The 26,077-nt window shown below is 48.2% G+C and carries 25 protein-coding genes and 1 pseudogene; all 26 read left to right on the top strand.

From position 1 onward, the window contains the following. Positions 1-31 precede the first annotated feature (31 nt). Positions 32-1,441 (top strand): sigma-54 dependent transcriptional regulator, encoded by a 1,410-nt coding sequence (locus BIW15_RS23110; protein ID WP_020841153.1) that lies wholly within the window; start codon positions 32-34, stop codon positions 1,439-1,441. A gap of 126 nt (positions 1,442-1,567) precedes the next feature. Next, on the top strand, positions 1,568-1,879 hold the full coding sequence (gene fliE, locus BIW15_RS23105) for a flagellar hook-basal body complex protein FliE (RefSeq protein ID WP_005457685.1): 312 nt from the start codon (positions 1,568-1,570) through the stop codon (positions 1,877-1,879). Between the two features lie 14 nt (positions 1,880-1,893). Beyond that, positions 1,894-3,636 carry a flagellar basal-body MS-ring/collar protein FliF gene (fliF, locus tag BIW15_RS23100; RefSeq protein ID WP_005457713.1) on the top strand — a complete coding sequence of 581 codons (1,743 nt, stop codon included), beginning with the start codon at positions 1,894-1,896 and terminating at the stop codon, positions 3,634-3,636. Continuing rightward, on the top strand, positions 3,629-4,684 hold the full coding sequence (gene fliG / locus BIW15_RS23095) for a flagellar motor switch protein FliG (RefSeq protein ID WP_005457745.1): 1,056 nt from the start codon (positions 3,629-3,631) through the stop codon (positions 4,682-4,684). Before fliF ends, fliG begins: the two co-directional genes overlap by 8 nt. A gap of 70 nt (positions 4,685-4,754) precedes the next feature. Next, positions 4,755-5,555: a flagellar assembly protein FliH gene (fliH, locus tag BIW15_RS23090; protein WP_005457705.1), complete on the top strand. Its 801-nt coding sequence runs from the start codon at positions 4,755-4,757 to the stop codon at positions 5,553-5,555. A gap of 3 nt (positions 5,556-5,558) precedes the next feature. Next, the gene (gene fliI, locus BIW15_RS23085; RefSeq protein ID WP_005457757.1) at positions 5,559-6,878 is read left to right on the top strand and encodes a flagellar protein export ATPase FliI; all 1,320 of its coding nucleotides are present in this window, start codon (positions 5,559-5,561) and stop codon (positions 6,876-6,878) included. A gap of 6 nt (positions 6,879-6,884) precedes the next feature. Next, positions 6,885-7,328, top strand: coding sequence for a flagellar export protein FliJ (gene fliJ, locus BIW15_RS23080; RefSeq protein ID WP_005457733.1), 444 nt, complete (start codon positions 6,885-6,887; stop codon positions 7,326-7,328). Between the two features lie 174 nt (positions 7,329-7,502). Then, complete coding sequence (locus BIW15_RS23075) at positions 7,503-9,434, top strand: flagellar hook-length control protein FliK (RefSeq protein ID WP_077281681.1); 1,932 nt, start codon at positions 7,503-7,505, stop codon at positions 9,432-9,434. 49 nt (positions 9,435-9,483) lie between these two features. Continuing rightward, positions 9,484-9,987 (top strand): flagellar basal body-associated protein FliL, encoded by a 504-nt coding sequence (fliL, locus tag BIW15_RS23070; RefSeq protein WP_005457696.1) that lies wholly within the window; start codon positions 9,484-9,486, stop codon positions 9,985-9,987. Between the two features lie 7 nt (positions 9,988-9,994). Then, positions 9,995-11,041: a flagellar motor switch protein FliM gene (gene fliM / locus BIW15_RS23065; RefSeq protein ID WP_005457756.1), complete on the top strand. Its 1,047-nt coding sequence runs from the start codon at positions 9,995-9,997 to the stop codon at positions 11,039-11,041. A 51-nt stretch (positions 11,042-11,092) separates the two neighbouring features. Beyond that, the gene (gene fliN, locus BIW15_RS23060) at positions 11,093-11,503 is read left to right on the top strand and encodes a flagellar motor switch protein FliN (RefSeq protein WP_005457660.1); all 411 of its coding nucleotides are present in this window, start codon (positions 11,093-11,095) and stop codon (positions 11,501-11,503) included. Between the two features lies 1 nt (position 11,504). Next, a complete protein-coding gene (gene fliO / locus BIW15_RS23055; protein ID WP_005457659.1) occupies positions 11,505-11,918 on the top strand; it encodes a flagellar biosynthetic protein FliO in 414 nt (137 codons plus the stop codon). Further along, positions 11,905-12,774: a flagellar type III secretion system pore protein FliP gene (gene fliP / locus BIW15_RS23050; protein ID WP_025627124.1), complete on the top strand. Its 870-nt coding sequence runs from the start codon at positions 11,905-11,907 to the stop codon at positions 12,772-12,774. The genes fliO and fliP overlap by 14 nt, the downstream gene beginning before the upstream one ends. A 26-nt stretch (positions 12,775-12,800) precedes the next feature. Beyond that, the gene (gene fliQ, locus BIW15_RS23045) at positions 12,801-13,070 is read left to right on the top strand and encodes a flagellar biosynthesis protein FliQ (protein WP_005457784.1); all 270 of its coding nucleotides are present in this window, start codon (positions 12,801-12,803) and stop codon (positions 13,068-13,070) included. Between the two features lie 8 nt (positions 13,071-13,078). Then, positions 13,079-13,861, top strand: coding sequence for a flagellar biosynthetic protein FliR (fliR, locus tag BIW15_RS23040; RefSeq protein ID WP_005481059.1), 783 nt, complete (start codon positions 13,079-13,081; stop codon positions 13,859-13,861). Between the two features lie 9 nt (positions 13,862-13,870). Continuing rightward, entirely contained in the window at positions 13,871-15,001 is a 1,131-nt protein-coding gene (flhB, locus tag BIW15_RS23035) for a flagellar biosynthesis protein FlhB (RefSeq protein ID WP_005457645.1), read from the top strand. 229 nt (positions 15,002-15,230) lie between these two features. Beyond that, positions 15,231-17,330 (top strand): flagellar biosynthesis protein FlhA, encoded by a 2,100-nt coding sequence (gene flhA / locus BIW15_RS23030; RefSeq protein ID WP_005481069.1) that lies wholly within the window; start codon positions 15,231-15,233, stop codon positions 17,328-17,330. A gap of 28 nt (positions 17,331-17,358) precedes the next feature. Continuing rightward, positions 17,359-18,870 (top strand): flagellar biosynthesis protein FlhF, encoded by a 1,512-nt coding sequence (flhF, locus tag BIW15_RS23025; RefSeq protein ID WP_005457694.1) that lies wholly within the window; start codon positions 17,359-17,361, stop codon positions 18,868-18,870. Positions 18,871-18,884: 14 nt separating this feature from the next. Beyond that, positions 18,885-19,772, top strand: coding sequence for a MinD/ParA family protein (locus BIW15_RS23020; protein ID WP_005457698.1), 888 nt, complete (start codon positions 18,885-18,887; stop codon positions 19,770-19,772). Further along, the gene (locus tag BIW15_RS23015; RefSeq protein WP_005457739.1) at positions 19,765-20,499 is read left to right on the top strand and encodes an RNA polymerase sigma factor FliA; all 735 of its coding nucleotides are present in this window, start codon (positions 19,765-19,767) and stop codon (positions 20,497-20,499) included. Before BIW15_RS23020 ends, BIW15_RS23015 begins: the two co-directional genes overlap by 8 nt. Before the next feature lie 45 nt (positions 20,500-20,544). Then, positions 20,545-20,913 carry a chemotaxis response regulator CheY gene (cheY, locus tag BIW15_RS23010; protein WP_021451399.1) on the top strand — a complete coding sequence of 123 codons (369 nt, stop codon included), beginning with the start codon at positions 20,545-20,547 and terminating at the stop codon, positions 20,911-20,913. A gap of 118 nt (positions 20,914-21,031) precedes the next feature. Then, positions 21,032-21,772, top strand: coding sequence for a protein phosphatase CheZ (locus BIW15_RS23005; RefSeq protein WP_005457755.1), 741 nt, complete (start codon positions 21,032-21,034; stop codon positions 21,770-21,772). Between the two features lie 9 nt (positions 21,773-21,781). Continuing rightward, the gene (locus tag BIW15_RS23000; protein WP_077281680.1) at positions 21,782-24,016 is read left to right on the top strand and encodes a chemotaxis protein CheA; all 2,235 of its coding nucleotides are present in this window, start codon (positions 21,782-21,784) and stop codon (positions 24,014-24,016) included. Between the two features lie 24 nt (positions 24,017-24,040). Further along, on the top strand, positions 24,041-25,150 hold the full coding sequence (locus BIW15_RS22995) for a chemotaxis response regulator protein-glutamate methylesterase (RefSeq protein WP_017447791.1): 1,110 nt from the start codon (positions 24,041-24,043) through the stop codon (positions 25,148-25,150). Between the two features lie 8 nt (positions 25,151-25,158). Continuing rightward, complete coding sequence (locus tag BIW15_RS22990) at positions 25,159-25,938, top strand: ParA family protein (protein ID WP_021486930.1); 780 nt, start codon at positions 25,159-25,161, stop codon at positions 25,936-25,938. Beyond that, positions 25,928-26,077: pseudogene (locus tag BIW15_RS25370) on the top strand (chemotaxis protein CheW); the annotation flags it as partial. The gene BIW15_RS22990 and the pseudogene BIW15_RS25370, both read left to right, overlap by 11 nt.

Below are 26,077 nucleotides of genomic sequence, written 5' to 3'. Positions count from 1 at the left end.
TTCTGGTAATAACAATTACTGGAGAATCAGAATGGCGCAAAGCAAAGTGCTGATCGTAGAAGACGACGAAGGTCTTCGTGAAGCCCTCGTGGATACTCTGGCTCTGGCAGGGTATGAATGGTTAGAAGCCGATAGTGCAGAAGACGCATTAGTAAAGCTGAAATCAAATGCGGTTGATATCGTGGTATCTGATGTGCAAATGGCAGGTATGGGTGGCTTGGCGCTGCTGCGTAACATCAAACAAAATTGGCCGAACTTACCAGTGCTGCTAATGACGGCTTACGCCAATATCGAAGATGCCGTTTCTGCAATGAAAGATGGCGCGATTGATTACATGGCGAAACCATTTGCGCCAGAAGTGCTGCTTAATATGGTAAGCCGCTATGCTCCTATCAAAAGTGATGACAACGGTGATGCTGTCGTTGCTGATGAAAAGAGTCTGCGCTTACTTGCTTTGGCTGATAAAGTGGCTCGCACGGATGCGAACGTGATGATCTTAGGCCCAAGCGGTTCGGGTAAAGAAGTGATGTCGCGTTACATTCACAAAGCATCAAACCGTAAAGACGGCCCATTCGTTGCGATTAACTGTGCGGCGATTCCTGACAACATGCTGGAAGCGACGCTATTCGGTTACGAAAAAGGTGCATTCACTGGTGCTGTTCAGGCGTGTCCGGGTAAGTTCGAACAAGCGCAAGGCGGCACAATCTTACTTGATGAAATCAGCGAGATGGACTTAAACCTGCAAGCGAAGTTATTGCGTGTTTTGCAAGAGCGCGAAGTAGAGCGTCTTGGTAGCCGTAAAAGCATCAAGCTAGATGTTCGTGTGCTAGCGACCAGTAACCGTGATCTCAAACAGTATGTGTCGGAAGGTAATTTCCGTGAAGACTTGTACTACCGCCTGAATGTGTTCCCAATCGCATGGCCAGCGCTGAATGAGCGTAAAGGGGACATTGCGCCACTTGCGAAGCATCTTGCCGAGCGTCACTGTAGCAAAATGGGTATGCCTGTTCCTCAGTTCTCGCCAGTTGCAGTGGAAAAACTATTGCAGTACCCATGGCCAGGTAATGTTCGAGAGCTGGATAACGTTGTACAACGCGCGCTGATTTTGAGTGAAAACGGCGATATCGGTGCAGAGCACATCTTGCTAGAAGGCGTGGATTGGCAAGATGCCAACAGCTTGCAATACGTTGTGCAAAGTGCAGAAACATTGGTCCCTGATGTCAAGCCTGTTGCTCAAGCTGAATCCGTCAACCGCGTTAACACTGGCGGCGAGGGGTTGGGTGGCGAGCTGCGCGATCAAGAGTACGCGATCATTCTAGAAACCTTGGTGGAATGTAGTGGCCGACGCAAAGAAATGGCAGAGAAATTAGGCATAAGCCCACGTACTCTGCGCTACAAACTTGCCAAAATGCGTGACGCGGGTATAGATATTCCGAGTTAGGTTTCACACGCGTAGCCATAAGACAAAAGTGTGAGTAAACTATACTGCTGGCGTCTTATGGCACATAAATTGCTGTGTCAATATTTAGTTTAAATAGATAGTCAAACTTTTGGCTCAGAGGTGATAATGAAAGTTGATGGTATTCAGGCCGAAATGCGCGCCATGATGGTTGAAGCGACCAACACCACTCCGACAGGAACGGGTGCGAAAGTGGGTGCAGATTTCAATGATCTCCTAACCAAAGCCATCAATAACGTAAACTCACTTCAAAAATCATCTGGCGATCTACAAACGCGTTTTGATCGTGGTGATGCCGATGTTTCCTTATCTGACGTCATGATTGCTCGTAACAAATCCAGTGTTGCTTTTGAAGCCACTGTTCAAATCCGCAATAAGCTCGTTGAGGCCTACAAAGACCTCATGAACATGCCAGTGTAATTTAGGTAATAAGTGTGGCAGACAAGTCTACAGATTTAACCGTCACTGATGGCGGCTCAGATGGCGCACTGGTTTCTAGCTCCGATATGGATGTGGAAAGCCAAAATCCAGATTTAGAAGAGCGCAGTGCATCAAAATTCGATATGGCCGTGGGCGACCTCGATTTGCTTCGACAGGTCGTGCTTGTGCTATCGATCTCTATCTGTGTTGCGTTAATCGTGATGTTGTTCTTCTGGGTAAAAGAACCAGAAATGCGTCCGCTTGGCGCTTACGACACTGAAGAACTGATCCCTGTTCTGGATTACCTTGACCAGCAAAAAATCAATTACAAACTCGATGGTAATACCGTTTCGGTGGAGTCGAGCGAGTACAACTCAATCAAATTAGGCATGGTGCGTTCGGGCGTCAATCAAGCGACCGAAGCGGGTGATGACATTCTGCTGCAAGACATGGGCTTTGGCGTTTCTCAGCGCTTAGAGCAGGAACGTCTTAAGCTCAGCCGTGAGCGTCAGCTAGCTCAAGCCATTGAAGAAATGAAGCAGGTTCGCAAAGCGCGAGTGTTGTTGGCGTTGCCGAAACACAGTGTGTTTGTGCGTCATAACCAAGAAGCTTCCGCCTCAGTATTTTTGACGCTATCGACAGGTGCCAACCTCAAGCAGCAAGAAGTGGACTCGATTGTCGATATGGTCGCGAGTGCCGTTCCAGGCATGAAGACATCGCGCATTACCGTCACGGATCAGCATGGCCGTTTGTTGAGCTCTGGTTCGCAGGATCCGGCGTCTGCAGCGCGTCGTAAAGAGCAAGAGTTAGAACGCAGCCAAGAACAAGCATTGCGTGAAAAAATCGACTCTGTTCTACTGCCTATTCTTGGTTTTGGTAACTACACCGCGCAAGTGGATATCCAAATGGATTTCAGTGCGGTTGAGCAAACTCGTAAACGTTTCGACCCAAATACGCCATCGACCCGCAGCGAGTACGCGCTAGAAGATTACAACAACGGCAACATGGTAGCTGGCATTCCGGGTGCACTTAGTAATCAGCCTCCGGCGGATGCTTCTATTCCGCAAGACGTCGCGCAAATGAAAGACGGATCGGTAATGGGGCAAGGCTCTGTACGTAAAGAATCGACCCGCAACTTCGAGCTAGACACCACGATTAGCCATGAGCGTAAGCAAACGGGCACAGTGGCGCGCCAAACTGTTTCAGTTGCCATCAAAGACCGTCGCCAAGTTAATCCAGATACAGGTGAAGTGACCTACACACCAATGTCGGAAGGTGAAATCAACGCGATTCGTCAGGTGTTGATTGGCACCGTCGGCTTTGATCAATCTCGTGGTGATTTACTTAACGTATTGAGCGTCAAGTTTGCCGAGCCAGAAACCGAGCAGCTTGTTGACCAACCGATTTGGGAACACCCGAACTTCAACGATTGGGTTCGTTGGTTCGCCAGCGCTTTAGTTATCATCGTGGTTGTGCTTGTACTGGTTCGCCCTGCAATGAAGAAACTGCTTAACCCAGCTGGTGATGACGACGATGAAATGTACGGCCCAGACGGTTTGCCAATTGGTGCCGATGGCGAAACCAGCCTAATTGGTAGCGACATTGAAAGCAGTGAGCTGTTTGAATTTGGTTCAAGTATCGATCTGCCTAACCTTCATAAAGATGAAGACGTACTGAAAGCGGTTCGTGCACTTGTAGCGAACGAACCAGAGCTAGCGGCTCAAGTTGTGAAAAACTGGATGAACGAAAATGGCTAACGATATCGTACCTCAAGATGAAAACGGCGCAGGCATGCCAGTTGAGTTTGATGCCTCCACCATTACTGGTGAAGAGAAAGCGGCCATTTTGTTATTAAGTCTGAATGAGCAAGATGCGGCTGGCATCATCCGTCATTTAGAACCGAAGCAAGTACAGCGCGTTGGTAGTGCAATGGCGCGTGCTAAAGATTTAAGCCAAGAGAAAGTATCGGCGGTGCACCGTACGTTTTTGGAAGATATCCAGAAATACACCAACATTGGTATGGGCAGCGAAGACTTTATGCGTAATGCCTTGGTGGCCGCGCTGGGTGAAGACAAAGCGAACAACTTGGTTGATCAAATTCTGCTGGGTACCGGTTCGAAAGGTCTGGATTCATTGAAATGGATGGACCCACGCCAAGTGGCAAGCATTATTGTCAACGAACACCCGCAAATTCAAACCATCGTATTGTCGTACTTGGAAGCGGATCAATCGGCGGAAATTCTTTCTCAGTTCCCAGAGCGTGTGCGTTTGGATCTGATGATGCGTATTGCCAACCTTGAAGAGGTTCAGCCATCAGCATTGGCAGAGCTAAACGAGATCATGGAGAAGCAGTTCGCGGGTCAAGCGGGTGCACAAGCAGCCAAGATTGGCGGCTTGAAGGCAGCAGCCGAGATCATGAACTACCTAGACAACAACGTCGAAGGTATCTTGATGGAACAAATCCGCGACCAAGACGAAGACATGGCGACGCAAATCCAAGATCTTATGTTCGTCTTCGAGAACTTGGTCGAAGTGGACGACCAAGGTATTCAGAAATTGCTGCGTGATGTACCGCAAGACGTTCTACAAAAAGCACTTAAAGGTGCCGATGATTCTCTACGTGAGAAAGTCTTCAAGAACATGTCTAAGCGTGCCGCTGAGATGATGCGTGACGACATCGAAGCGATGCCACCAGTGCGTGTGGCAGACGTAGAAGCGGCGCAGAAAGAAATCCTGGCGATTGCTCGTCGTATGGCCGACGCTGGTGAAATCATGCTTTCTGGCGGCGCAGACGAGTTCTTATAATCTCTATAGCCCTGCGACCTTCTTGTTGCGGGGCACCTTCACTTCAAATCTAAAACACAGTAGGTAACCCATGGCTGGCGATAGAAAACGTGGATTTATCCGTCCTGATGAAGATGATGCGCTGATCGAACCGCAACGTTGGGGTTTACCCGACTATGGCGATTCAAAGGAAAAAAAAGCCAAACAGACTGCGTTTAACTACGATCCTAGCTGGGTGCCAAACTTTGACGAGCCAGAAGAAGAGCAAGCTCTTGAACTGACAGAAGAACAGATCGAACTGATCAAGCAAGGCGCTTATCAAGAAGGTTTGTACCAAGGCCAAGAAGCTGGCTTTAAGCAAGGGTACGACAAAGGCAAAGAAGAAGGCTTGCAAGCAGGCCATGCTGAGGGCTTAGAGCTGGGTAAAGCAGAAGGCGTTTCTGCTGGCCAAGAGTTTATTCAACAGCAGGTTGAAGTGTTTATGAATCTCGCCAACCAGTTTGCTCAACCTTTGGAGCTGATGAATGCTCAGGTAGAGAAGCAACTGGTGGACATGGTGCTGTGCTTAGTCAAAGAAGTGGTGCATGTTGAGGTTCAAACCAATCCACAAATTATCCTCGATACGGTTAAGCAGTCGGTAGAAGCGCTGCCGATTTCTGGCCATCCAATCACACTGCATCTCAACCCTGAAGATGTTGCTATCATTCGCTCTGCGTATGGTGAAGAAGATTTAGATTGCCGTAACTGGACACTGGTTTCTGAGCCATCACTTAATCGTGGCGATGTGCAAATCGAAGCAGGCGAATCGAGCATTAACTACCGCATGGAAGAGCGCATCAAGAGTGTGCTGCACAGCTTTTGTGGCGCGAACCGTCACCAAGAGGGCGAGTAATCCATGCAAGCTTTGGCCGATCGCCTCAAAAACTACAAAGTTGAAGGCTTAACCACGCGCCCGGTCGCTTCTGGCAAATTGGTGCGCGTTGTTGGTTTGACCCTAGAAGCAACGGGCTGTCGTGCGCCGATCGGCAGTCTATGTTTGGTTGAAACCATGTCTGGTCACATGGAAGCCGAAGTAGTTGGGTTTTCTGGTGACAACTTGTATTTGATGCCGAGTGAGCAAATCACCGGTATTTTGCCCGGTGCAAAAGTGACGCCACTTACCAGCGAAGCAGGTTTGCCTGTCGGTATGGAGCTGCTTGGCCGCGTTATTGATGGCGTGGGTAATCCGCTGGATGGACTTGGCCCGATTTACACTGAGCACCGTGCGTCATTTAATGCGGAACCCATCAACCCACTGGCACGAAAACCGATATCTGAACCACTCGATGTTGGCTTAAAAGCGATCAACGGTTTGTTGACGGTAGGCAAAGGCCAGCGTATAGGCTTGTTTGCGGGTTCTGGTGTGGGTAAATCGGTCACGCTAGGCATGATGACACGAGGCACTACGGCGCAAGTGGTGGTGGTAGGTCTGATTGGTGAACGTGGACGCGAAGTTAAAGAATTTATTGAAGAGATTTTAGGCGAAGACGGACGTCGTCGCTCAGTTGTGGTGGCTGCACCAGCTGATGCATCTCCGTTGATGCGTTTGAAGGGGTGTCAAACGGCGCTTACGATTGCCGAGTACTTCCGCGACCAAGGTTTGGATGTGCTGTTGCTGATGGATTCACTGACCCGTTTTGCTCAAGCACAGCGTGAAATTGCCTTGTCGGTTGGTGAACCGCCAGCCACCAAAGGTTATCCGCCTTCGGTATTTGCCAAGTTGCCTGCGCTGGTGGAACGTGCGGGTAATGGCAGCCCAGAGCAAGGCTCGATCACCGCTTTCTTTACCGTTTTAACTGAAGGTGACGATCTGCAAGATCCTATCGCCGATGCGTCTCGTGCCATTCTCGATGGTCACATTGTTTTGTCGCGTGAAATGGCAGACGCGGGTCATTACCCTGCGATTGACGTCGAGAAATCGGTCAGCCGTGTGATGCCTCAGATCACCACCGAAGAACATGTGTTGATGTCGAAGGCGGTACGTCAGGTCTTGTCTATTTGTCGCAAAAATCAAGATTTGGTGTCGATTGGTGCGTACAAGCCGGGCACCGATCCGGCTATCGATGGCGCATTTACATTAAAGCCGAAGCTAGACGAATACTTGCAGCAGCGTATGAAAGAATCGGTGCCATACGACATGTGCGTCAATATGCTCAGAAATATTTTGGGTGGGTAATAGCGTATGAATAATGCTATGGAATTCCTACTTGAGCAGACCAAAGAGCGCGAAGACCAAGCCGTACTTGCGCTGAACAAAGCGCGCTCTGAGCTTGAAGACTATTACCGTCAGGTTGAGCAAATCGAGAAATATCGTCTCGATTACTGCCAGCAGTTGGTAGATCGTGGCCAAGCGGGTTTAACCGCCAGCCAATACGGGCATCTCAACCGATTCTTATGTCAGCTTGACGAGACACTATCAAAGCAAAAGCAAGCAGAGCATCACTTCAAAGAACAAGTCGAAAACTGCAAAGACTACTGGCTCAAAATGCGTCAAGAACGCATGTCTTACGAGTGGATGATCGAAAAGAAAGCGAAAGAAAAGCAAATCGCGGAAGCCAAACGTGAGCAAAAGCAAATGGATGAGTTTTCCACGCTGTTGTTTAGCCGTAAGGCCAAGCCGTTCTAATTTTTGTTGAAGTTGATCTCGCTTCCACTCTTTTCGTGTGCGTTGTCCGTCAGGAAAATAGCCTTATGCGTTGGCGTGATTTTTGCAAATTCATGGTTTAATTATCTAATTTTGTCTCTGATGGGCAATCTGGTCACGCCATAAAAAGGCGTAGCTAAAAACGAGAAAGTTTTTATGAATGTGAATTTGTCTAATGTTTCTGCGACTAGCAAGACCTCAACTTCTGAGTCTTCCGCAAAAGCACCTACAGAAAGCTCTGAAAGCAAAGGTTTTTTTGAAACCTTAGCGGGAGTTTTTACAGGTTCACAAAAAGCAGAAAAAGCGGTCACTCAAACAGCAAGTACAGATGCAAAGACCGACGTTAGCGCCACAGAAGGTGAAACGGTCGAGAAGAATGGCGAGAGCCAAGAATCAGTCGCGAACCGTGAGAGTGTCGACGGAAAAGCGGCTGATGCATTGCTAGAGCATGAAGGCGTAAAAGCCGTTGCTGACGAATCCGAGCAAACTTCGGAAGCATTTCAAGAAGAAGGTAAAGCCCCCGTCGTAGCGAAGCAAGCTTTGTCGCCAATGGAGTCAGAGGCTCTGTTGGATTCAAAACAAAGCGCTCAGAACACAGACTCGCAAGATAAGATAGCGGTGGCCAGTGCGATGGGAGAAGGTCAGCAACTACTCGGTCGTATTGAACAAGCGAATCAAGCATTGCAAACCAATGATTCTTTTGTTGATAGCGGCAAGGGTTTGCCTCTACAGACGACGCAAGCAACCTCTTTCTCTGCTCCAGTGTCGAAACTGTTCGAAACAGATGACGCAAAAGCGCTAGTAGCGTTGCAATCGACGCCTTCTGTTGAGCAAGTGAATTTGGCGGCCGAGCAGCAACTGGAACCAATCTTAGATGCCAATGGAAAGCCGATTGATATTGAGAAGCTACAATCTCAATCAACTGAATGGCAAAACCTGACTGCGCCTCCTGTAATGGATGCTTCAGCAATGCAACAAGCTCAGGCGAACACCTCAGATGCATTGGATGGTTCGGTGTCACTTGACCCTGCGACGGTCGGCTTCGAAAGTCAGGCGGTTCAGCTGGTTTCCATTGATGAGCTGGAAGTCATTGATACCAAGTTGGCGCAAGGCAAACCTCTGAGTGAACAAGAAATCGATGTCATTGAAGGTTTGAGAACGGGTGACGTCGTCGCGGATATTCCTGAGCAAGAGCTAGCCCAGTTGGTTGCGCTGCCAACGGACGTGAAAGCCATTCTTGCGGAGCAAAATACAACGCAGCATACCAATGTACGAAACGGCAGTGAACGAACAGCCGCTACAGTCGCGATGGGGCAACAAGCACAATACGTAAACGCGCAAGAGATGAAGCACGCCGCTGCGCAAGCGCCAATGGCTCAACATGCCGATAAACTTGCGTCCGCACCAATGCCAGATGCGCTGGTGGCGAATAATTTCAACCCAGCAGTTCAAATGGCTGCTAATGGGGAAGTGAGCCACAAAGCGATCAATGCCGCGTTAAGTGCAGGTGCGTTGAAAGCTACGGCGAGCCAGCAAGATAAGCCAGAGTCGCAATACGGATTAGCAGGACAGCTGCAAGCTGCAGCAGGTCAACAAGGCGTAACAGCCCAACAGCAAACCCGAGCGGAAGCCGCTCAGCAAGCGCAACTGCCTCTGCAATTAACAAAAGAGCTCGCTAATGAGCAAGTGGCGGAAAAAGTACAAATGATGATGTCGAAGAACTTGAAGAACCTCGACATCCGACTTGACCCACCAGAGCTTGGCCGTATGCAAATTCGCATGACGATGAACAACGATTTGGCCAACGTGCATTTTACGGTTACCAACCCACAAGCGCGTGACATTATTGAACAAACATTGCCTCGTCTACGTGAAATGTTGGCTCAACAAGGGATGCAACTGGCGGATTCCTCGGTTCAGCAGCAAAGCAGTGGACAACAGCAAAGTGGTTACGCAGCGGCTGAACAAAATGGCCAAGGCACGTCTGGACGCGGTTTTTCTGGCCAGTCAGATGAAAACTTTGATGCCGATGTGAATCTTGATTTGAATGTGGTTTCAAAGCGTGATGGAATTAGTTTTTACGCCTAATGTCGTAACATCAACCATCTTGAACAAGAACAAATAACTAGAGAAAACAATGGCAGAAGAACAGCTACAAGGTGCCGATGCACCAAAAGGTAAAAGCAAGCTACTGATCATCATTATTGCAGTCGTGGTTCTGCTCGGTGGTGGTGGCGCGGCGGCGTTCTTTTTAATGGGATCGGATGATTCGGCTCAAGCTGCAGAGGCGGAGTCGCAGCAAACACAGGCCGCAGCGGCTAACCCAATTGCGTACGTGAATCTTCCGCAACCGTTCATTTTTAACGTGACGGGTGACCGTCGCGATAGACTGGTGCAAATCAAAGCGCAGCTTATGGTACGTGGCTCTGAGAATGAGCAGTTGGCGCGTTACCATTCTCCGTTGGTTGAGAGCTCTTTGTTATCAACATTTGCATCGGCAACGGTAGAGCAGCTTCGTTCTCCAACGGGTCGAGTGGAACTGCGAGACCGAGCTTCCGAAGATATTAAAGCAGCTTTAAATGCTGCGGTCGGCAAGCCAGTGATTGAAAAAGTACTGTTTACAGATTTTGTTATTCAATAGGTAAAACGTGACCGATCTATTAAGCCAAGACGAAATTGATGCGCTACTGCACGGGGTTGATGATGTTGATGACATTGATGAGCCCTTAGATAACGACACGGAAGGTGCCGTCAGTTTCGATTTCTCGTCTCAAGACAGGATTGTCCGTGGTCGAATGCCAACGCTCGAACTGATTAACGAGCGTTTTGCACGACACATGCGGATCAGTCTGTTTAACATGCTGCGCAAAACGGCCGAAGTGTCGATCAACGGCGTACAGATGATGAAGTTTGGCGAGTACCAAAATACGTTGTACGTGCCCACCAGTTTGAACATGGTTCGCTTCCGTCCTCTTAAAGGTACGGCATTGATTACCATGGAAGCGCGTCTCGTCTTCATTCTGGTAGAAAACTTCTTTGGTGGCGATGGCCGCTTCCACGCTAAAATCGAAGGCCGTGAATTTACGCCAACTGAGCGTCGCATTATCCAGCTACTGCTGAAAATCGTGTTTGAAGACTACAAAGAAGCGTGGTCGCCAGTCATGGGCGTCGAGTTCGAATACCTCGATTCTGAAGTAAACCCAAGCATGGCAAACATCGTGAGCCCGACCGAAGTGATTGTCGTGAGCTCATTCCATATTGAAGTGGATGGCGGTGGCGGTGACTTCCATGTCGTAATGCCGTATTCCATGGTCGAGCCAATCCGCGAGTTGCTCGATGCTGGTGTTCAGTCGGACAAGATGGAAACCGACGTACGTTGGAGTTCAGCGCTGCGCGAAGAGATCATGGACTGTCCGGTGAACTTCCGAGTGAATTTGCTGGAAAAAGACATATCGTTGCGCGATTTGATGGAGCTGCAACCAGGCGACATTATTCCGATTGAAATGCCTGAGCACGCAACTATGTTCATCGAAGATTTACCGACTTACCGCGTAAAAATGGGTCGCTCTGAAGACAAGCTTGCCGTGCAAGTCTCTCAAGAGATTGAACGCCCACACGTAGTGAAAACTGATTTAGCCTTCTTGGGCAAAGACATCATGTCTGAGCTTGAGAATGACGATGATAGAGATGATTAAGACTCCTTACTCGTTGATTTGATTGAGTAAGGCTTAACACAGGATAGAAAAATGGAACCAAGTGACGATCAAAAGCTAGCAGACGAATGGGCAGCCGCTCTTGGCGAAGACCCGTCTGCACCTTCTATTGATGTAGATGAAGTATTGGCAGCGCCACTGGAAGAGCTGAAAGATACTTCTCGACCAATTACCGACGATGAACGTCGTAAACTCGATACCATCATGGACATTCCCGTTACCATCTCGATGGAAGTGGGACGTTCGCAAATCAGCATTCGTAACCTATTGCAATTGAACCAAGGTTCGGTCGTAGAGCTAGACCGCCTAGCGGGTGAATCGCTTGATGTATTGGTTAACGGTACGTTGATTGCACACGGCGAAGTCGTGGTAGTGAACGACAAGTTTGGTATCCGTTTGACTGATGTGATCAGCCAAACTGAACGCATCAAAAAGCTGCGTTAATATGACAAGTTCAATCACAAAGAGATTGAAGCAAATCACAGGAGCACTCGGTTTAATGCTGAGTGCTCCTTATGCATTTGCGGCTGCACCAAGTAATCTCGATTTAGCGACCACCTTGGGTTCACTTGTGCTGGTTATTGGTGTCATTTTGCTGTTGGCATGGTTGCTTAAACGCATGCAAGTGCCGGCGTTAGGGCAGCAAAAAGGTTTACGCATCGTGAGCCAATTACCTGTCGGCACCAAAGAGCGAATCGCTGTGGTTCAGGTTGGAGAAGAGCAGTTTTTGGTGGGCATCACCAGTCAATCGATCCAAACCTTAGCCAAGCTAGAAAAGCCATTGAAAGAGGAAGAGTTGGCGACCAATGCTTTTGCCAGTCAGTTCAGCCAACTGATCAAGAAAAATGACAAAGGGTAATCCAATCCGTCTGCTTTTTAGCATTTTGGTGCTACTGGTTGGCGTGCTGTTTTCTTCATTTTCGTTTGCTGAGGCAGAGGAATCACCGCTGCCTGCGAATTTAGCAGAAGGGAGCAGTGTGACGGTTCAGGCCATGCAAAGCGATACCGGAGCAAGTCGCTCTATGTCGGTTGGCAACGGTGCTGGTATTCCAGCTTTCACCATGACCACCAATCCGGATGGCAGTGAAGACTATTCTGTTACATTGCAAATTCTTGCCTTAATGACCATGCTGGGCTTCTTGCCAGCAATGGTGATTTTGATGACGTCTTTCACCCGAATTGTGGTGGTAATGTCGATTCTGCGTCAGGCGATGGGCTTACAACAAACACCATCGAATCAGGTGATCATTGGCATCGCGCTTTTCTTGACCTTCTTTGTCATGTCTCCTGTGCTCAACGAAATCAATGACACGGCTATCCAGCCATACCTCAACGAACAAGTGACAGCGCGCGAAGCATTCGATGCAGCGCAAGTGCCGATGAAGGCCTTCATGCTTAAGCAAACGCGTATCAAGGATTTGGAAACCTTCGTAAATATGTCGGGCGAGCAAGTAACCAATCCAGAAGATGTCTCGATGGCGGTGTTGATTCCCGCTTTTATCACCTCGGAGCTGAAAACGGCGTTCCAAATCGGTTTCATGTTGTTTCTGCCGTTCTTGATCATCGACTTGGTGGTGGCATCGGTTTTGATGGCCATGGGTATGATGATGCTATCGCCAATGATTGTATCGCTGCCGTTTAAGTTGATGCTGTTTGTGTTGGTGGATGGTTGGAACTTGATATTGTCGACCTTAGCCGGCAGTTTCGCCCTTTAGATTGGCACAGAGAAAAGAGGTAAGACATGACTCCTGAAATGTTTGTCGAGCTTTTCCGTGAGGCACTGTGGATGGTGTTGATCATGGTCTGTGCCATTATTATCCCTAGTTTGCTCATCGGCTTGGTCGTGGCGATTTTTCAAGCCGCGACGTCAATTAACGAACAGACATTAAGCTTCTTACCTCGTTTGATCGTGACTTTGTTAGCTTTGATGCTGTTTGGTCACTGGATGACGCAAATGCTGATGGAATATTTCTTCGGCTTGATTGAGCGCTTGCCTCAGGTTCTGTACTAGAGGCTGGTATGGAGTATCCCACTCAAATCATCTTAGACTGGATAGCCAATTATTTTTGGCCGTACGTTCGTATATCGTCGATGTTGATGGTAATGACCGTTACTGGCGCTCGCTTTGTTTCTCCTCGTATTCGTTTGTATCTCGGCCTTGCGATTACTTTTGCCGTGATGCCCGCTATTCCTGCTGTTCCGCAAGACATTCAACTGCTCTCATTTCGTGGTTTTATGACCATCGCAGAGCAGATGATCATTGGCGTCGCGATGGGCATGGTGACGCAATTTATGATCCAAACGTTTGTGTTGCTCGGGCAAATCCTTGGTATGCAATCGAGCTTGGGTTTTGCGTCGATGGTCGATCCTGCCAATGGTCAGAACACGCCATTGCTCGGTCAATTATTCATGTTCTTGACCACCATGTTTTTCCTCGCAACCGATGGTCACTTAAAAATGCTGCAACTGGTGGTGTTCAGCTTTAAAACCCTACCGATAGGGTCGGGCACGCTTACCGCGGTGGATTTTCGTGATATGGCGGGTTGGCTTGGCATTATGTTCAAAACTGCTCTGAGTATGTCGCTATCAGGCATCATCGCGCTGCTTACTATCAACTTGTCGTTTGGTGTAATGACGCGTGCCGCGCCTCAGCTGAACATTTTCTCGCTCGGCTTTGCGTTTGCATTGATGGTGGGTCTATTGATTTGCTGGTACATCTTGGCTGGTCTATACAGTCATTATGAATTGTATTGGGCATTGGGTGAGGAGCAGATTTGTAGCCTCATTCGCTTGGATTGTTAGGAGGCTAGTTTGGCAGAGTCAGACGGTCAGGAACGCACCGAAGAAGCCACGCCCCGACGGTTACAACAAGCCAGAGAAAAGGGGCAGGTCGCACGCTCAAAAGAGCTCGCATCGGCGTCAGTGCTAATTGTGGGTGCTATCGCTCTGATGTGGTTTGGCGAGTCACTCGCACGTTCGCTGTTTTCCATCATGAGTCGTTTGTTTGACCTCAAACGCGATGAAATCTTTGACACAACAAAGCTGTTTGATATCGCATTAGGCGCAATGACAGATTTGCTTTTTCCACTGTTTCTCATTCTTATCACGTTGTTTGTGGCGGCGACGATTGGTGCAGCAGGGGTTGGGGGCATTAGTTTTTCTGCCGAAGCGGCAATGCCTAAGCTGTCCAAAATGAACCCTCTGAGCGGTTTAAAACGCATGGTGGGCATGCAAAGTTGGGTTGAGCTGATCAAATCGATCTTGAAAGTGGTGTTGGTGACAGGCGTTGCCATGTATTTGATCCAAGCGTCGCAAGCGGATTTGATCCAACTTAGCATGGATGTTTACCCGCAGAACATTTTCCACGCGCTGGATATTTTGCTCAACTTCATCTTGTTGATCAGCTGCTCGTTATTGATTGTTGTGGCCATCGATATACCGTTCCAGATTTGGCAGCACGCCGATCAGTTGAAGATGACCAAGCAAGAAGTGAAAGACGAATACAAAGAAACCGAAGGTAAGCCAGAGGTGAAAGGTCGTATTCGTATGCTGCAAAGGGAAGCGGCACAACGCCGAATGATGGCCGATGTGCCTCAAGCAGACGTTATTGTCACCAACCCGGAGCACTATTCTGTGGCACTGCGTTATAAGCAGAAAACAGATCGTGCGCCAGTCGTGATTGCGAAAGGTACGGATCACATGGCGATGAAAATTCGAGAAGTGGCACGTGAGCACGACATTACGATTGTGCCTGCTCCGCCACTTGCACGTGCGCTTTACCATACCACTGAGTTGGAACAAGAAATTCCTGACGGTCTGTTTACCGCGGTCGCGCAAGTGCTGGCGTTTGTGTTCCAGTTAAAACAGTACCGCAAACGTGGTGGTCAGCGACCGAAAATTCAAGATTATGACTTGCCAATCCCGCCGGAACATCGTCATTAATCGTACAAAAAGCAAAATTAAGAAAAATATAAAACAATCAAAGGATTGTGCTGTTATTTAGCTTTGAGTCATTATTTTGGCGTTGATTTTGGTACATAGATTGCTTAAGTCGACTAATTATCAACTATACCTAAACTTTTAGGCGAAAGTGGTCGCGTATAAACATTAGACATACGTATTAAAGTGCGTATTCGCGTGACGCTTCAATTCGATTGAGATACCTCGCAGTATGAAGTTAAGCCTGCCGTTTGCAGATAAATTGCCACGAATTCGTCAGCGTGAGATGCCAGCTATAGGCGCGCCTGTCATGGTTTTGGCCACCCTTGCGATGGTGGTATTACCGATACCCGCGTTCCTACTGGATATGTTCTTCACCTTTAACATCGCCTTAGCCATGGTGGTGTTGTTGGTGACGGTATATACACGCCGCCCGTTAGATTTCGCCGCGTTCCCGACGGTACTGCTGATCGCAACGTTGTTGCGTTTGGCGCTGAACGTTGCGTCTACTCGTGTCGTGTTACTTCACGGCCATGAAGGGGGCAATGCGGCAGGTAACGTTATCGAGGCGTTTGGTAACGTTGTAATTGGCGGTAACTACGCAGTCGGTTTAGTCGTCTTCCTCATCTTGATGATCATTAACTTTATGGTTGTGACCAAAGGTGCGGGGCGTATTTCGGAGGTGAGCGCTCGTTTCACCCTTGATGCGTTGCCAGGTAAACAGATGGCGATTGATGCGGACTTAAACGCAGGCCTTATCGACCAAGAGCAAGCGCGCGTGCGTCGTTTTGAAGTGACCAAAGAGGCAGATTTCTACGGCTCAATGGATGGTGCGTCCAAGTTTGTAAAAGGCGATGCGATAGCCGGTATTTTGATTCTGTTTATCAACATCATCGGCGGTCTGTCGATTGGTATGGCGCAGTACGGGTTAGGCTTTGGTGAAGCGATCCAAATCTATACCTTGCTAACGATTGGTGATGGTCTGGTTGCTCAAATTCCATCGTTATTGCTGTCGATTGCAGCGGCGATGATGGTAACGCGCCAAAACACCGATGAAGACATGGGCGAGCAGTTGGTTTTCCAAATGTTCGACAATCCGAAAGCGTTGATGATCACGGCGGCAATTTTGGGCGTGATGGGTATCGTACCGGGTATGCCGCATTTTGCTTTCTTAACGTTGGCCGTTGCTGCTGGCACGGGCGCTTACTTAATTGACAAGCGTCAGAAGCAGAAAGCAAAAGAACCAGCATTACCTGCGAAAGCAGAAGATGGCAGCGAGCCAATTTCTCAACGTGAGTTGTCATGGGATGACGTTCAACCTGTTGATATTATTGGCTTAGAAGTGGGGTATCGATTAATCCCGCTGGTGGATCGTGACCAAGGCGGAGAGTTATTAGAACGCGTGAAAGGCGTTCGTAAAAAGCTCTCACAAGATTTTGGTTTCTTGATCCCAGCTGTACACATTCGCGACAACCTTGAGCTGACGCCAAACAGCTACAGAATTACCCTGATGGGCGTTGCGGTGGGTGAAGCGGAAATTCGCCCAGACCAAGAATTGGCGATTAACCCTGGTCAGGTTTACGGCATGATTGATGGCGAACCGACCATGGACCCGGCATTCGGCCTAGAAGCCGTGTGGATTCGTGAAGAGCAGCGCGAGCACGCTCAGGCTCTCGGTTATACCGTGGTGGATTCATCGACGGTATTGGCAACGCATCTAAGTCAGTTATTAACCAACAACGCATCGCAGTTGATTGGTCATGAAGAAGTACAGAATTTATTGGAGATGCTAGGCCGAAGTGCACCGAAATTGGTGGAGAACTTCGTACCGGATCAACTCCAATTAGGTGTGGTGGTGAAAGTGTTGCAGAACTTGTTGAATGAAGCCATTCCAATTCGCGACATTCGTACCATCGTACAAACCTTGGCTGAGTACTCAAGTAAGAGTCAAGAACCTGACATATTAACAGCGGCGGTTCGAATCAGTCTGAAACGCCTAATTGTTCAGGAAATCAATGGTATAGAGCCAGAACTGCCTGTGATTACCTTGATTCCTGAGCTGGAACAAATATTGCATCAAACTATGCAAGCCTCGGGAGGCGAATCTGCTGGCATTGAGCCAGGACTCGCTGAACGTTTGCAGTCTTCACTAAGCCATGCAACGCAAGAGCAAGAGTTGAAGGGCGAACCTGCCGTTCTACTTACGTCTGGCGTGTTGCGATCCACACTGGCTAAGTTTGTGAAGAACACAATACCTAATCTCCGGGTACTGTCTTATCAAGAAATACCGGATGAAAAACAGATCAGAATTGTGCAAGCCGTGGGTAATTAATCTCACGCATCATTAATGGATTCATAGTTTGAAAATAAAGCGATTTTTTGCCAAAGACATGCGATCAGCGCTGCTCCAAGTGAAAGAGGAGTTGGGTGCAGATGCGGTGATCATGTCAAACAAGAAAGTGGCAGGCGGTGTAGCGATTGTTGCTGCAGTGGATAATGAATCCAATCCGTCTTCATCCAGTGCTTCTTCGCAATCAAATCGTGGTGCTTCTCAATCGAATCGCTATAACGAACATCGTCAAATGTCGTCATCAGCGGCCGATCGTTTTCAAGATCGCAGTTTAGATGAAGATAAAATTAGCCTACAAAACAGCAAAGAAAAATCAGGCTCGATGACACAGCGATTCGCGAACATGCTGAAGCAATACAGTGGTGGCGCAGCAGAATCTGACGATCATGTTGCGGAAAACGAAGATTCGTTATCAGCCCTATTGCAACGCCAAAATAAGCACCGCGAAAGCTACAACCAAGAAAAGCCCGTGCCATACCAGCCGGACTCTCCTTTGGCGAAATTGATTGCTCAAGATAACCGTTTTGAGCGACCAACGCCGAAGTTAGATCCTACGCGCTATGACCGTCGTCGCCCATCTTCTGAAGAGCGTGACGAGTCAGCAAAAGAGCTGGAGAACATGCGCGAAGAGATGACTTCGATTCGTCGTCTGCTGGAACATCAAGTCTCCGGCTTAATGTGGCAAGAAGTGGAACGTCGTGAGCCATTAAGAGCCATGCTTATCAAACGCTTAGAGCGTATGGGCGTGTCTCCTGAGCTTGCAGACCAAATGGCATGTTACATCCCAGAAGACACCAAGCCTGCACGTGCGTGGAAGGCGTTGCTGTCACTCGTTGCGGATCAAATTAACATACCAAAACAAGATATTTTAAAACGTGGTGGTGTGGTTGCATTGCTTGGCCCTACAGGCGTCGGAAAAACGACAACTGTCGCGAAGCTTGCTGCACGCGCAGCCATGGAATACGGTGCCGACAATGTGGCCCTTGTGACAACAGATACATATCGCATAGGTGCACATGAGCAACTCTCCATTTACGGGAGAATTATGGGTTGTCCTGTAAGAGTTGCTAAAGATTCTAACGAATTAGCCGATGTTATATATCAGCTAAGAAACAGAAGACTGATTTTGGTCGATACGGCAGGGATGGGACAAAGAGATGTGAGGCTTTCCGAGCAGCTCGATACCCTAATGCAAGAGAGTGGTGAAGTGATTCATAGCTACCTTGTTTTGCCAGCTACCGCACAACGTCGAGTTCTACAAGAAACTCTTGATCACTTCCGACGCATTCCGCTGTCGGGTTGTATTCTCACTAAGCTTGATGAGTCATTAAGTTTAGGTGAATTCATTAGTGTGGTGATTCAAAACGCAATGCCAGTGGCTTACATAGCAAATGGTCAACGCGTGCCTGAAGACATTGTGATAGCACAACCAAAATACATGCTTGCGAAAGCAAACGAACTGTTAGAGAAGTCGACAGAGAACGAACCTCACTTTTGGAACAGTGATAACGAAGGACTCTAGGGCGGCGGACTACTATGACTGAGAATATGATACACGATCAAGCAAGCGGCCTCCGTCGCTTAACACAACCATCGTTGACAAAAGTGATTGCTGTTACTGGCGGCAAAGGTGGTGTGGGGAAATCTAACGTAACGCTGGGTCTGGCGATCTGCATGGCTCGCCAAGGCAAGAAGGTGATGGTTCTCGACGCTGACCTAGGTCTGGCTAATGTTGACGTAATGCTCGGAATTCGTTCAAAACGTAACCTGGGACATGTGCTAGCGGGTGAATGTGAGTTAAAAGATGCGATTGTTGAAGGCCCTTATGGTATAAAGATAATCCCTGCAACTTCTGGCACACAAAGCATGACAGAGCTTTCTCATGCTCAACATGCTGGACTCATCCGCGCATTTGGTAGTCTTGAAGATGAAATGGACATCCTGCTAATTGATACAGCAGCTGGCATTTCTGATATGGTTATTAGTTTTTCTCGTGCAGCTCAAGATGTAGTTGTAGTAGTCTGTGACGAACCGACTTCTATCACTGATGCTTATGCACTAATTAAGCTTTTGAGCAAAGAACACCAAGTCCAACGCTTTAAAGTTGTTGCAAATATGGTCAGAAGCTACCGAGAAGGTCGAGAATTGTTTGCAAAGTTGACGCTAGTCACAGAGCGGTTCTTGAATGTAAGCCTTGAGCTCGTAGCATGTATTCCATTAGATGATAAAGTACGACAAGCCGTAAAAAGACAAAAAATTGTCGTTGATGCGTTCCCTCGCTCTCCTGCGGCTTTAGCTATCAGCTCATTGGCAAACAAAGCGCTGATGTGGCCACTGCCGAAAACACCAAGTGGACACTTGGAATTTTTTGTGGAAAGGTTGCTAAATCGTACCGAATTCGCAGAGGACCCTTTTGGTGAATAAAGCGATAACCTATGACCAGCATGGCAAGTTTAATAGTCAGCAAGCGTTCATTGAACGCTACTCTGTGTTGGTTAAGCGTATTGCTCACCACCTGTTAGGCCGTTTACCGCCGAGTGTTCAGGTAGAGGATTTAATTCAGGCCGGCATGATCGGTCTTATCGAAGCTCAGCAGAATTATGATGGTTCTAAAGGTGCGAGCTTTGAAACTTATGCTGGTATCCGCATTCGTGGCGCCATGTTAGATGACATGCGCAAAGGTGACTGGGTACCGCGTTCGGTTCATAAGAATAATCGCGAAATTAATCAAGCGGTCGCAGAGCTGGAAGGCGTGTTAAATCGTGATCCGACAGATTCTGAAGTAGCAGCACATCTCGGGATGTCACTGGATCAATATCATAGTGCTCTGACCGATATAAACTGCTCAAGATTAGTTGGTATTGAAGATTTAGGCGTTTCTGATGATGTGATTTCACCAGCAGATGAAACTGATGACAGCAACCCATTTAAGGGTGTAGCAGATGAATCGTTCAGAAAAGCACTGGTTGAATCAATAAAACAGCTTCCAGAGCGTGAAGCTTTAGTACTTTCGCTTTATTATGACGAAGAACTCAATTTGAAAGAAATTGGTGATGTATTAGGTGTAAGCGAATCTCGTGTAAGCCAAATACTAAGCCAAGCGATGCAACGTTTACGCACCAAGCTCAGTGCGTGGACACAAAATGACTAAAAACACTGATTTTACGATTCAGTGGAGGCAATTTTGAATAAAAACATGAAGATCCTTATTGTTGACGATTTCTCAACAATGCGCCGTATTGTTAAAAACCTGCTTCGTGACTTGGGTTTCAATAACACTCAAGAAGCCGACGACGGTTTAACTGCATTACCAATGCTGAAAAAAGGTGACTTCGATTTTGTTGTAACCGACTGGAATATGCCAGGAATGCAAGGTATCGATCTGCTTAAACACATCCGTGCCGATGCAGAGCTTAAGCACCTTCCTGTACTTATGATCACGGCTGAAGCGAAGCGTGAGCAGATCATCGAAGCTGCTCAAGCAGGTGTAAACGGCTACATTGTTAAGCCATTTACTGCTGCAACACTAAAAGAAAAATTAGAGAAAATTTTCGAACGTTTATAACTCTCTCTTTCTCTTTGTTATTCGAGTCGTTTATTCCAAATAATACATATACATAAAATGACTCGTTTGACGTTTTCGAAGCGATAAGAAGAACTAAACGTAAAAGGGTCTATTCAGAATGATCTCACTAGAGCAGGCGAAGTCGCTCGTTCAAATGCTAGAAAACGGGGAACAAGATCAAGCGAACATGCTTGTTGCCTCGCTATATGAAGGTACAGAGAATCCGGTTTTGCAAGAAATCGGAACGCTGACTCGAGACCTTCATGATTCACTAAAGCAGTTCAACCTCGATCAACGCATGACCGAAATAGCTAAAGATGAAATCCCGAATGCTCGGGATCGTCTGCACTATGTGATCGAGAAAACGGAACTGGCAGCAAACAAGACGATGGATGCAGTAGATTGCTGCCTTCCAATCGCCGATAACCTGCATGATTGCCTTCAACAAGTTCGTCCTCAATGGAATGAACTCATGTACGGGCGCATTGAATTAAGCGAATTCAAAGCTCTGTGTCACCGTATCGACAAACTGCTTGTTCAGGTCGAAGGTGATAGCACTGAATTGCGCGGTCAGTTGACCGAAATTCTTATGGCGCAAGACTTCCAAGACTTAACGGGTCAAATTATTCGTCGCGTAATCACGCTGGTAAACGAAGTAGAAGGCCGTTTGGTGGAAATCCTCACCGTATTCTCTGGCCAAAAACCAGCAGAACAGGTTCAAGTTTTGTCAGAACCGGCAGATAAAAAGATTAAACAATCAAGCGAAGCCGAAGGCCCTATTCTTCATCCAGAACTGAGAGAAGATGCGGTTTCATCGCAGGACGAAGTCGATGACTTGTTGTCCAGTCTTGGATTTTAAAGGTAACGTATGAGCTACGATTTAGACGAAGATATCCTTCAGGACTTTCTAATTGAGGCCGGAGAAATCCTAGAGCTGCTTTCTGAGCAGCTGGTTGAGTTAGAAAACAATCCAGAAGACAAAGACTTACTTAATGCTATCTTCCGCGGTTTCCATACCGTGAAAGGTGGTGCCGGTTTCCTATCCTTAGCTGAACTGGTCGACACCTGCCACGGTGCAGAGAACGTGTTCGACGTGTTGCGAAATGGCCAACGTTCTGTAACGCCAAGCCTAATGGATACCATGTTGAAGGCGTTGGATACGGTAAATACCCAGTTCCAAGCTGTGCAAGATCGAGAAGCGTTAGAAGCTGCTGACCCTGCGTTGCTGGATGAACTGCACCGTTTATGTAAGCCTGAGTCTGAAGACGAAGTAGCTACTGTGGTTGAAGAACCTATCGTTACTCCAGAACCAGTTATCCCAGAACCTGCTAACGAAGTGCCAGCTGCCCCTGCAGCCGACACAACGGAGGCGGGTTCTATAGGTTCTGTCGACGAAATTACTCAAGACGAGTTTGAAAAGCTTCTTGATGAGCTGCACGGTAAAGGTGCTGCACCAGGCGCATCGACATCAGCTCCAGCAGCGGCTGCACCTGTTCAAGCAAGTGCGCCTGTTCTGGACAATGGCGATATCACCGATGACGAATTCGAACGTCTTCTCGATGAATTGCATGGTGTTGGTCAGAGCCCTTCAGCAGCAACAGCCGCTCCTGTAGAGACGCCTAAAGCACCAGAACCTGCTGCTCCTACGGTTTCAGCTGCTTCAGGCGATAGCGACCTGATGACAGATGAAGAGTTTGAGAAGCTGCTTGACGAGCTACACGGTGCGGGCAAAGGCCCAACGCTTGAAGAGCTTGATATGGCAACTAAGCCTGCTTCCGCTCTAGCTCCAGAAGCGCCAAAACCAGCACCTGTTGCACAGCCTGCTCCGGTTTCAACGCCAGCCTCTGCTCCTAAGCCAGCAGCAAAACCTGTGGCGGTGAAAGAGGAGTCAAAAGCGTCTGCACCAGCGGTGAAAAAGCCACAAGCAGAAGCGACGGTACGTGTTGATACATCAACGCTAGATACCATCATGAACATGGTGGGTGAGCTCGTGTTGGTACGTAACCGCTTATTAAGTCTTGGTTTGAACAGCGACAATGAAGAAATGTCGAAAGCTGTGGCAAACCTAGACGTTGTTACTGCAGACCTTCAAGGTGCAGTAATGAAAACGCGCATGCAGCCAATTAAGAAAGTATTTGGCCGTTTCCCTCGCGTTGTACGTGACTTGGCGCGTAACCTAAATAAAGACATCGTGCTGGAAATGCGCGGTGAAGAAACCGATCTCGATAAAAACCTGGTAGAAGCGCTAGCGGATCCATTGATCCACTTGGTACGCAACTCGGTTGACCACGGCATTGAAATGCCAGAAGACCGCGTAAAAGCGGGTAAATCGCGCACTGGTAAAGTCATCCTATCTGCTTCACAAGAAGGTGACCATATCGAATTGGCTATCGTTGATGACGGTGGCGGTATGGATCCTAATAAACTTCGTGGCATTGCGGTAAAACGCGGCATGATGGACGAAGATGCAGCAGCGCGTTTATCGGATAAAGAGTGTTTCAACCTTATCTTCGCCCCTGGCTTCTCAAGTAAAGAGAAGATCTCTGATATTTCAGGCCGCGGTGTGGGTATGGACGTAGTTAAGACGGCGATCAACACCCTAAACGGCTCTATCGACATCGATTCAGAGCTGGACAAGGGCACGAAGATCACCATCAAAGTGCCACTGACTCTTGCGATTTTGCCGACCTTAATGGTGGGTGTTGGCGGTCATCCGTTTGCACTACCACTTGCGTCAGTAAACGAGATTTTCCACTTAGATTTAAGCCGCACCAACGTGGTAGATGGTCAGTTAACCATCATCGTTCGCGATAAGTCTATTCCACTGTTCTACCTACAAAACTGGTTGGCGTCTAAGTCTCCTCGCGTGGAGCAACGCATCGGTCATGGTCATGTTGTGATTGTGCAGATCGGCAGTCAACGCGTTGGTTTTGTCGTCGACACGCTTATCGGTCAAGAAGAAGTGGTTATCAAGCCATTAGATAACTTATTGCAAGGTACACCAGGTATGGCTGGTGCGACGATTACCAGTGATGGTCACATTGCATTGATTCTTGATGTGCCAGATCTATTGAAGCAATACGCAGCAGCTTCGCGCATCTAAGCTGACGTAAAGAAAAGGAACAAAATGGCGATTAAAGTACTAGTCGTTGATGATTCGAGTTTTTTCCGTCGTCGCGTAAGCGAAATCATCAACTCAGAATCGCGCCTAGAAGTGATTGACGTTGCGGTAAATGGCAGAGAAGCGGTCGAAAAAGCCAAAGCTCTCAAGCCGGACGTCATCACCATGGATATTGAAATGCCAGTTATGGATGGCATTACGGCTGTGCGTGAAATCATGGCCGCATCTCCAACGCCAATTCTGATGTTTTCGTCCCTGACTCATGATGGGGCGAAAGCAACTCTTGATGCGTTGGACGCTGGTGCTCTGGACTTCTTACCGAAGAAGTTTGAAGATATTGCACGTAACCGCGATGAAGCGGTTTCGCTGCTTCAGCAACGTGTCATTCAAATTGCCTCCAAGCGTGCTTTCATGCGCCGTCCTGTAGCGCGTCCAGCTGCTGCAACTAGTGCTGCGCGCCCACTGGCTTCAAGAACCGCTGCGCCTGCCGCATCGGCTCCGGCTCGACCGGCAGCAACCAAGTTCCGCGCATCGGGTAAGAAATACCAGTTAACTGCGATTGGCACATCCACTGGCGGCCCAGTTGCTTTGCAAAAAATTCTTACTCGTCTGCCGATGAACTACCCACATCCAATCGTGCTGATTCAGCATATGCCTGCGACATTTACGGCGGCATTTGCAAGTCGATTGAACACGTTGTGTAAGATCCAAGTGAAAGAAGCACAAGACGGTGATGTGTTACAAGCTGGCGTGGCTTACCTAGCGCCAGGCGGCAAGCAAATGATGATTGATGGTCGTGCAGGTGCTGCTCGCCTTCGCATCATTGATGGCGGTGATCGCATGAACTACAAACCGTGTGTGGATGTGACCTTTGGCTCGGCGGCGAAAGTTTACGGCGACAAAGTGCTTTCTATGGTGCTCACCGGAATGGGTGCAGATGGCCGAGAAGGTGCACGTATGCTGAAATCGGCAGGCTCAACCATTTGGGCACAAGACGAAGAAAGCTGTGTGGTTTACGGTATGCCTCAAGCTGTTGCTAAAGCGGGCATTTCTTCTGAAGATTTACCTCTTGACCGAATTGCAGAACGCATGCTGGTGGAAGTGGGTTTAGCGTAGGATAAATCATGATCGTTTGGAGTGTAGCTAACCAAAAAGGTGGGGTAGGTAAAACCACATCAACAGTGACACTAGCAGGTTTGTTGAGCCAGAAAGGTCATCGTGTATTGATGGTCGACACCGATCCTCATGCGTCACTGACGACTTATCTTGGTTACGATTCAGATACCGTGTCATCAAGCTTGTTCGATCTGTTTCAGCTAAAGACGTTCACTCGCGATACAGTTAAGCCGTTGATCTTAGAAACCGAGTTGGAAGGAATGGACATCATTCCTGCGCACATGTCATTGGCTACGCTAGACCGCGTAATGGGTAACCGCAGTGGCATGGGGCTGATTTTGAAGCGCGCACTTCAAGCGGTTTCGCAAGATTACGACTACGTGTTGATCGATTGTCCACCAATCCTTGGTGTGATGATGGTTAATGCACTCGCGGCGAGTGATCGTATCTTGATCCCAGTACAGACTGAGTTCCTCGCGATGAAAGGCTTGGAACGTATGATTCGTACGTTGACGATCATGCAGAAATCACGTCCAGATGGGTTCAAAGTCACCATCGTACCAACCATGTACGATAAGCGAACTCGCGCTTCGTTGCAGACTTTGACGCAACTGAAAAACGACTACCCGAACCAAGTTTGGACTTCCGCAGTACCGATTGATACCAAGTTCCGAGACGCAAGTTTGAAACACTTACCAGCGTCGCACTTTGCATCCGGTAGCCGTGGTGTGTTTGCGTACAAACAGCTATTGATTTACTTGGAGAGGTTAGCGTTCGATGAGCAGTAACAGCGTACTTTCCAGCGAGCAGGCGCTTGATGATTACTTCAGTGCATTACTCGGTGAAGAAGTTGAGGTGACTGATCTCGAACATGAGCTTGACTTGCTCGCTCAGGAGCTATCCTCTGCAGAGCCAGAGCCAGAGCCA

Origin of the sequence: Vibrio sp. SALL6 (genome assembly GCF_002002385.1) — a bacterium.
Lineage (GTDB): Bacteria > Pseudomonadota > Gammaproteobacteria > Enterobacterales > Vibrionaceae > Vibrio > Vibrio parahaemolyticus.
This window is presented reverse-complemented; position numbering and strand designations above follow the sequence as displayed.

Bases quoted from the DNA above. Each gene is read 5' to 3' on its own strand.
- BIW15_RS23110 (WP_020841153.1), top strand. From the start codon at position 32: ATGGCGCAAAGCAAAGTGCTGATCGTAGAAGACGACGAAGGTCTTCGT.
- fliE (WP_005457685.1), top strand. From the start codon at position 1,568: ATGAAAGTTGATGGTATTCAGGCCGAAATGCGCGCCATGATGGTTGAA.
- fliG (WP_005457745.1), top strand. From the start codon at position 3,629: ATGGCTAACGATATCGTACCTCAAGATGAAAACGGCGCAGGCATGCCA.
- fliH (WP_005457705.1), top strand. From the start codon at position 4,755: ATGGCTGGCGATAGAAAACGTGGATTTATCCGTCCTGATGAAGATGAT.
- fliI (WP_005457757.1), top strand. From the start codon at position 5,559: ATGCAAGCTTTGGCCGATCGCCTCAAAAACTACAAAGTTGAAGGCTTA.
- fliJ (WP_005457733.1), top strand. From the start codon at position 6,885: ATGAATAATGCTATGGAATTCCTACTTGAGCAGACCAAAGAGCGCGAA.
- BIW15_RS23075 (WP_077281681.1), top strand. From the start codon at position 7,503: ATGAATGTGAATTTGTCTAATGTTTCTGCGACTAGCAAGACCTCAACT.
- fliL (WP_005457696.1), top strand. From the start codon at position 9,484: ATGGCAGAAGAACAGCTACAAGGTGCCGATGCACCAAAAGGTAAAAGC.
- fliN (WP_005457660.1), top strand. From the start codon at position 11,093: ATGGAACCAAGTGACGATCAAAAGCTAGCAGACGAATGGGCAGCCGCT.
- fliO (WP_005457659.1), top strand. From the start codon at position 11,505: ATGACAAGTTCAATCACAAAGAGATTGAAGCAAATCACAGGAGCACTC.
- fliP (WP_025627124.1), top strand. From the start codon at position 11,905: ATGACAAAGGGTAATCCAATCCGTCTGCTTTTTAGCATTTTGGTGCTA.
- fliQ (WP_005457784.1), top strand. From the start codon at position 12,801: ATGACTCCTGAAATGTTTGTCGAGCTTTTCCGTGAGGCACTGTGGATG.
- fliR (WP_005481059.1), top strand. From the start codon at position 13,079: ATGGAGTATCCCACTCAAATCATCTTAGACTGGATAGCCAATTATTTT.
- flhA (WP_005481069.1), top strand. From the start codon at position 15,231: ATGAAGTTAAGCCTGCCGTTTGCAGATAAATTGCCACGAATTCGTCAG.
- BIW15_RS23020 (WP_005457698.1), top strand. From the start codon at position 18,885: ATGACTGAGAATATGATACACGATCAAGCAAGCGGCCTCCGTCGCTTA.
- cheY (WP_021451399.1), top strand. From the start codon at position 20,545: ATGAAGATCCTTATTGTTGACGATTTCTCAACAATGCGCCGTATTGTT.
- BIW15_RS23005 (WP_005457755.1), top strand. From the start codon at position 21,032: ATGATCTCACTAGAGCAGGCGAAGTCGCTCGTTCAAATGCTAGAAAAC.
- BIW15_RS23000 (WP_077281680.1), top strand. From the start codon at position 21,782: ATGAGCTACGATTTAGACGAAGATATCCTTCAGGACTTTCTAATTGAG.
- BIW15_RS22995 (WP_017447791.1), top strand. From the start codon at position 24,041: ATGGCGATTAAAGTACTAGTCGTTGATGATTCGAGTTTTTTCCGTCGT.
- BIW15_RS22990 (WP_021486930.1), top strand. From the start codon at position 25,159: ATGATCGTTTGGAGTGTAGCTAACCAAAAAGGTGGGGTAGGTAAAACC.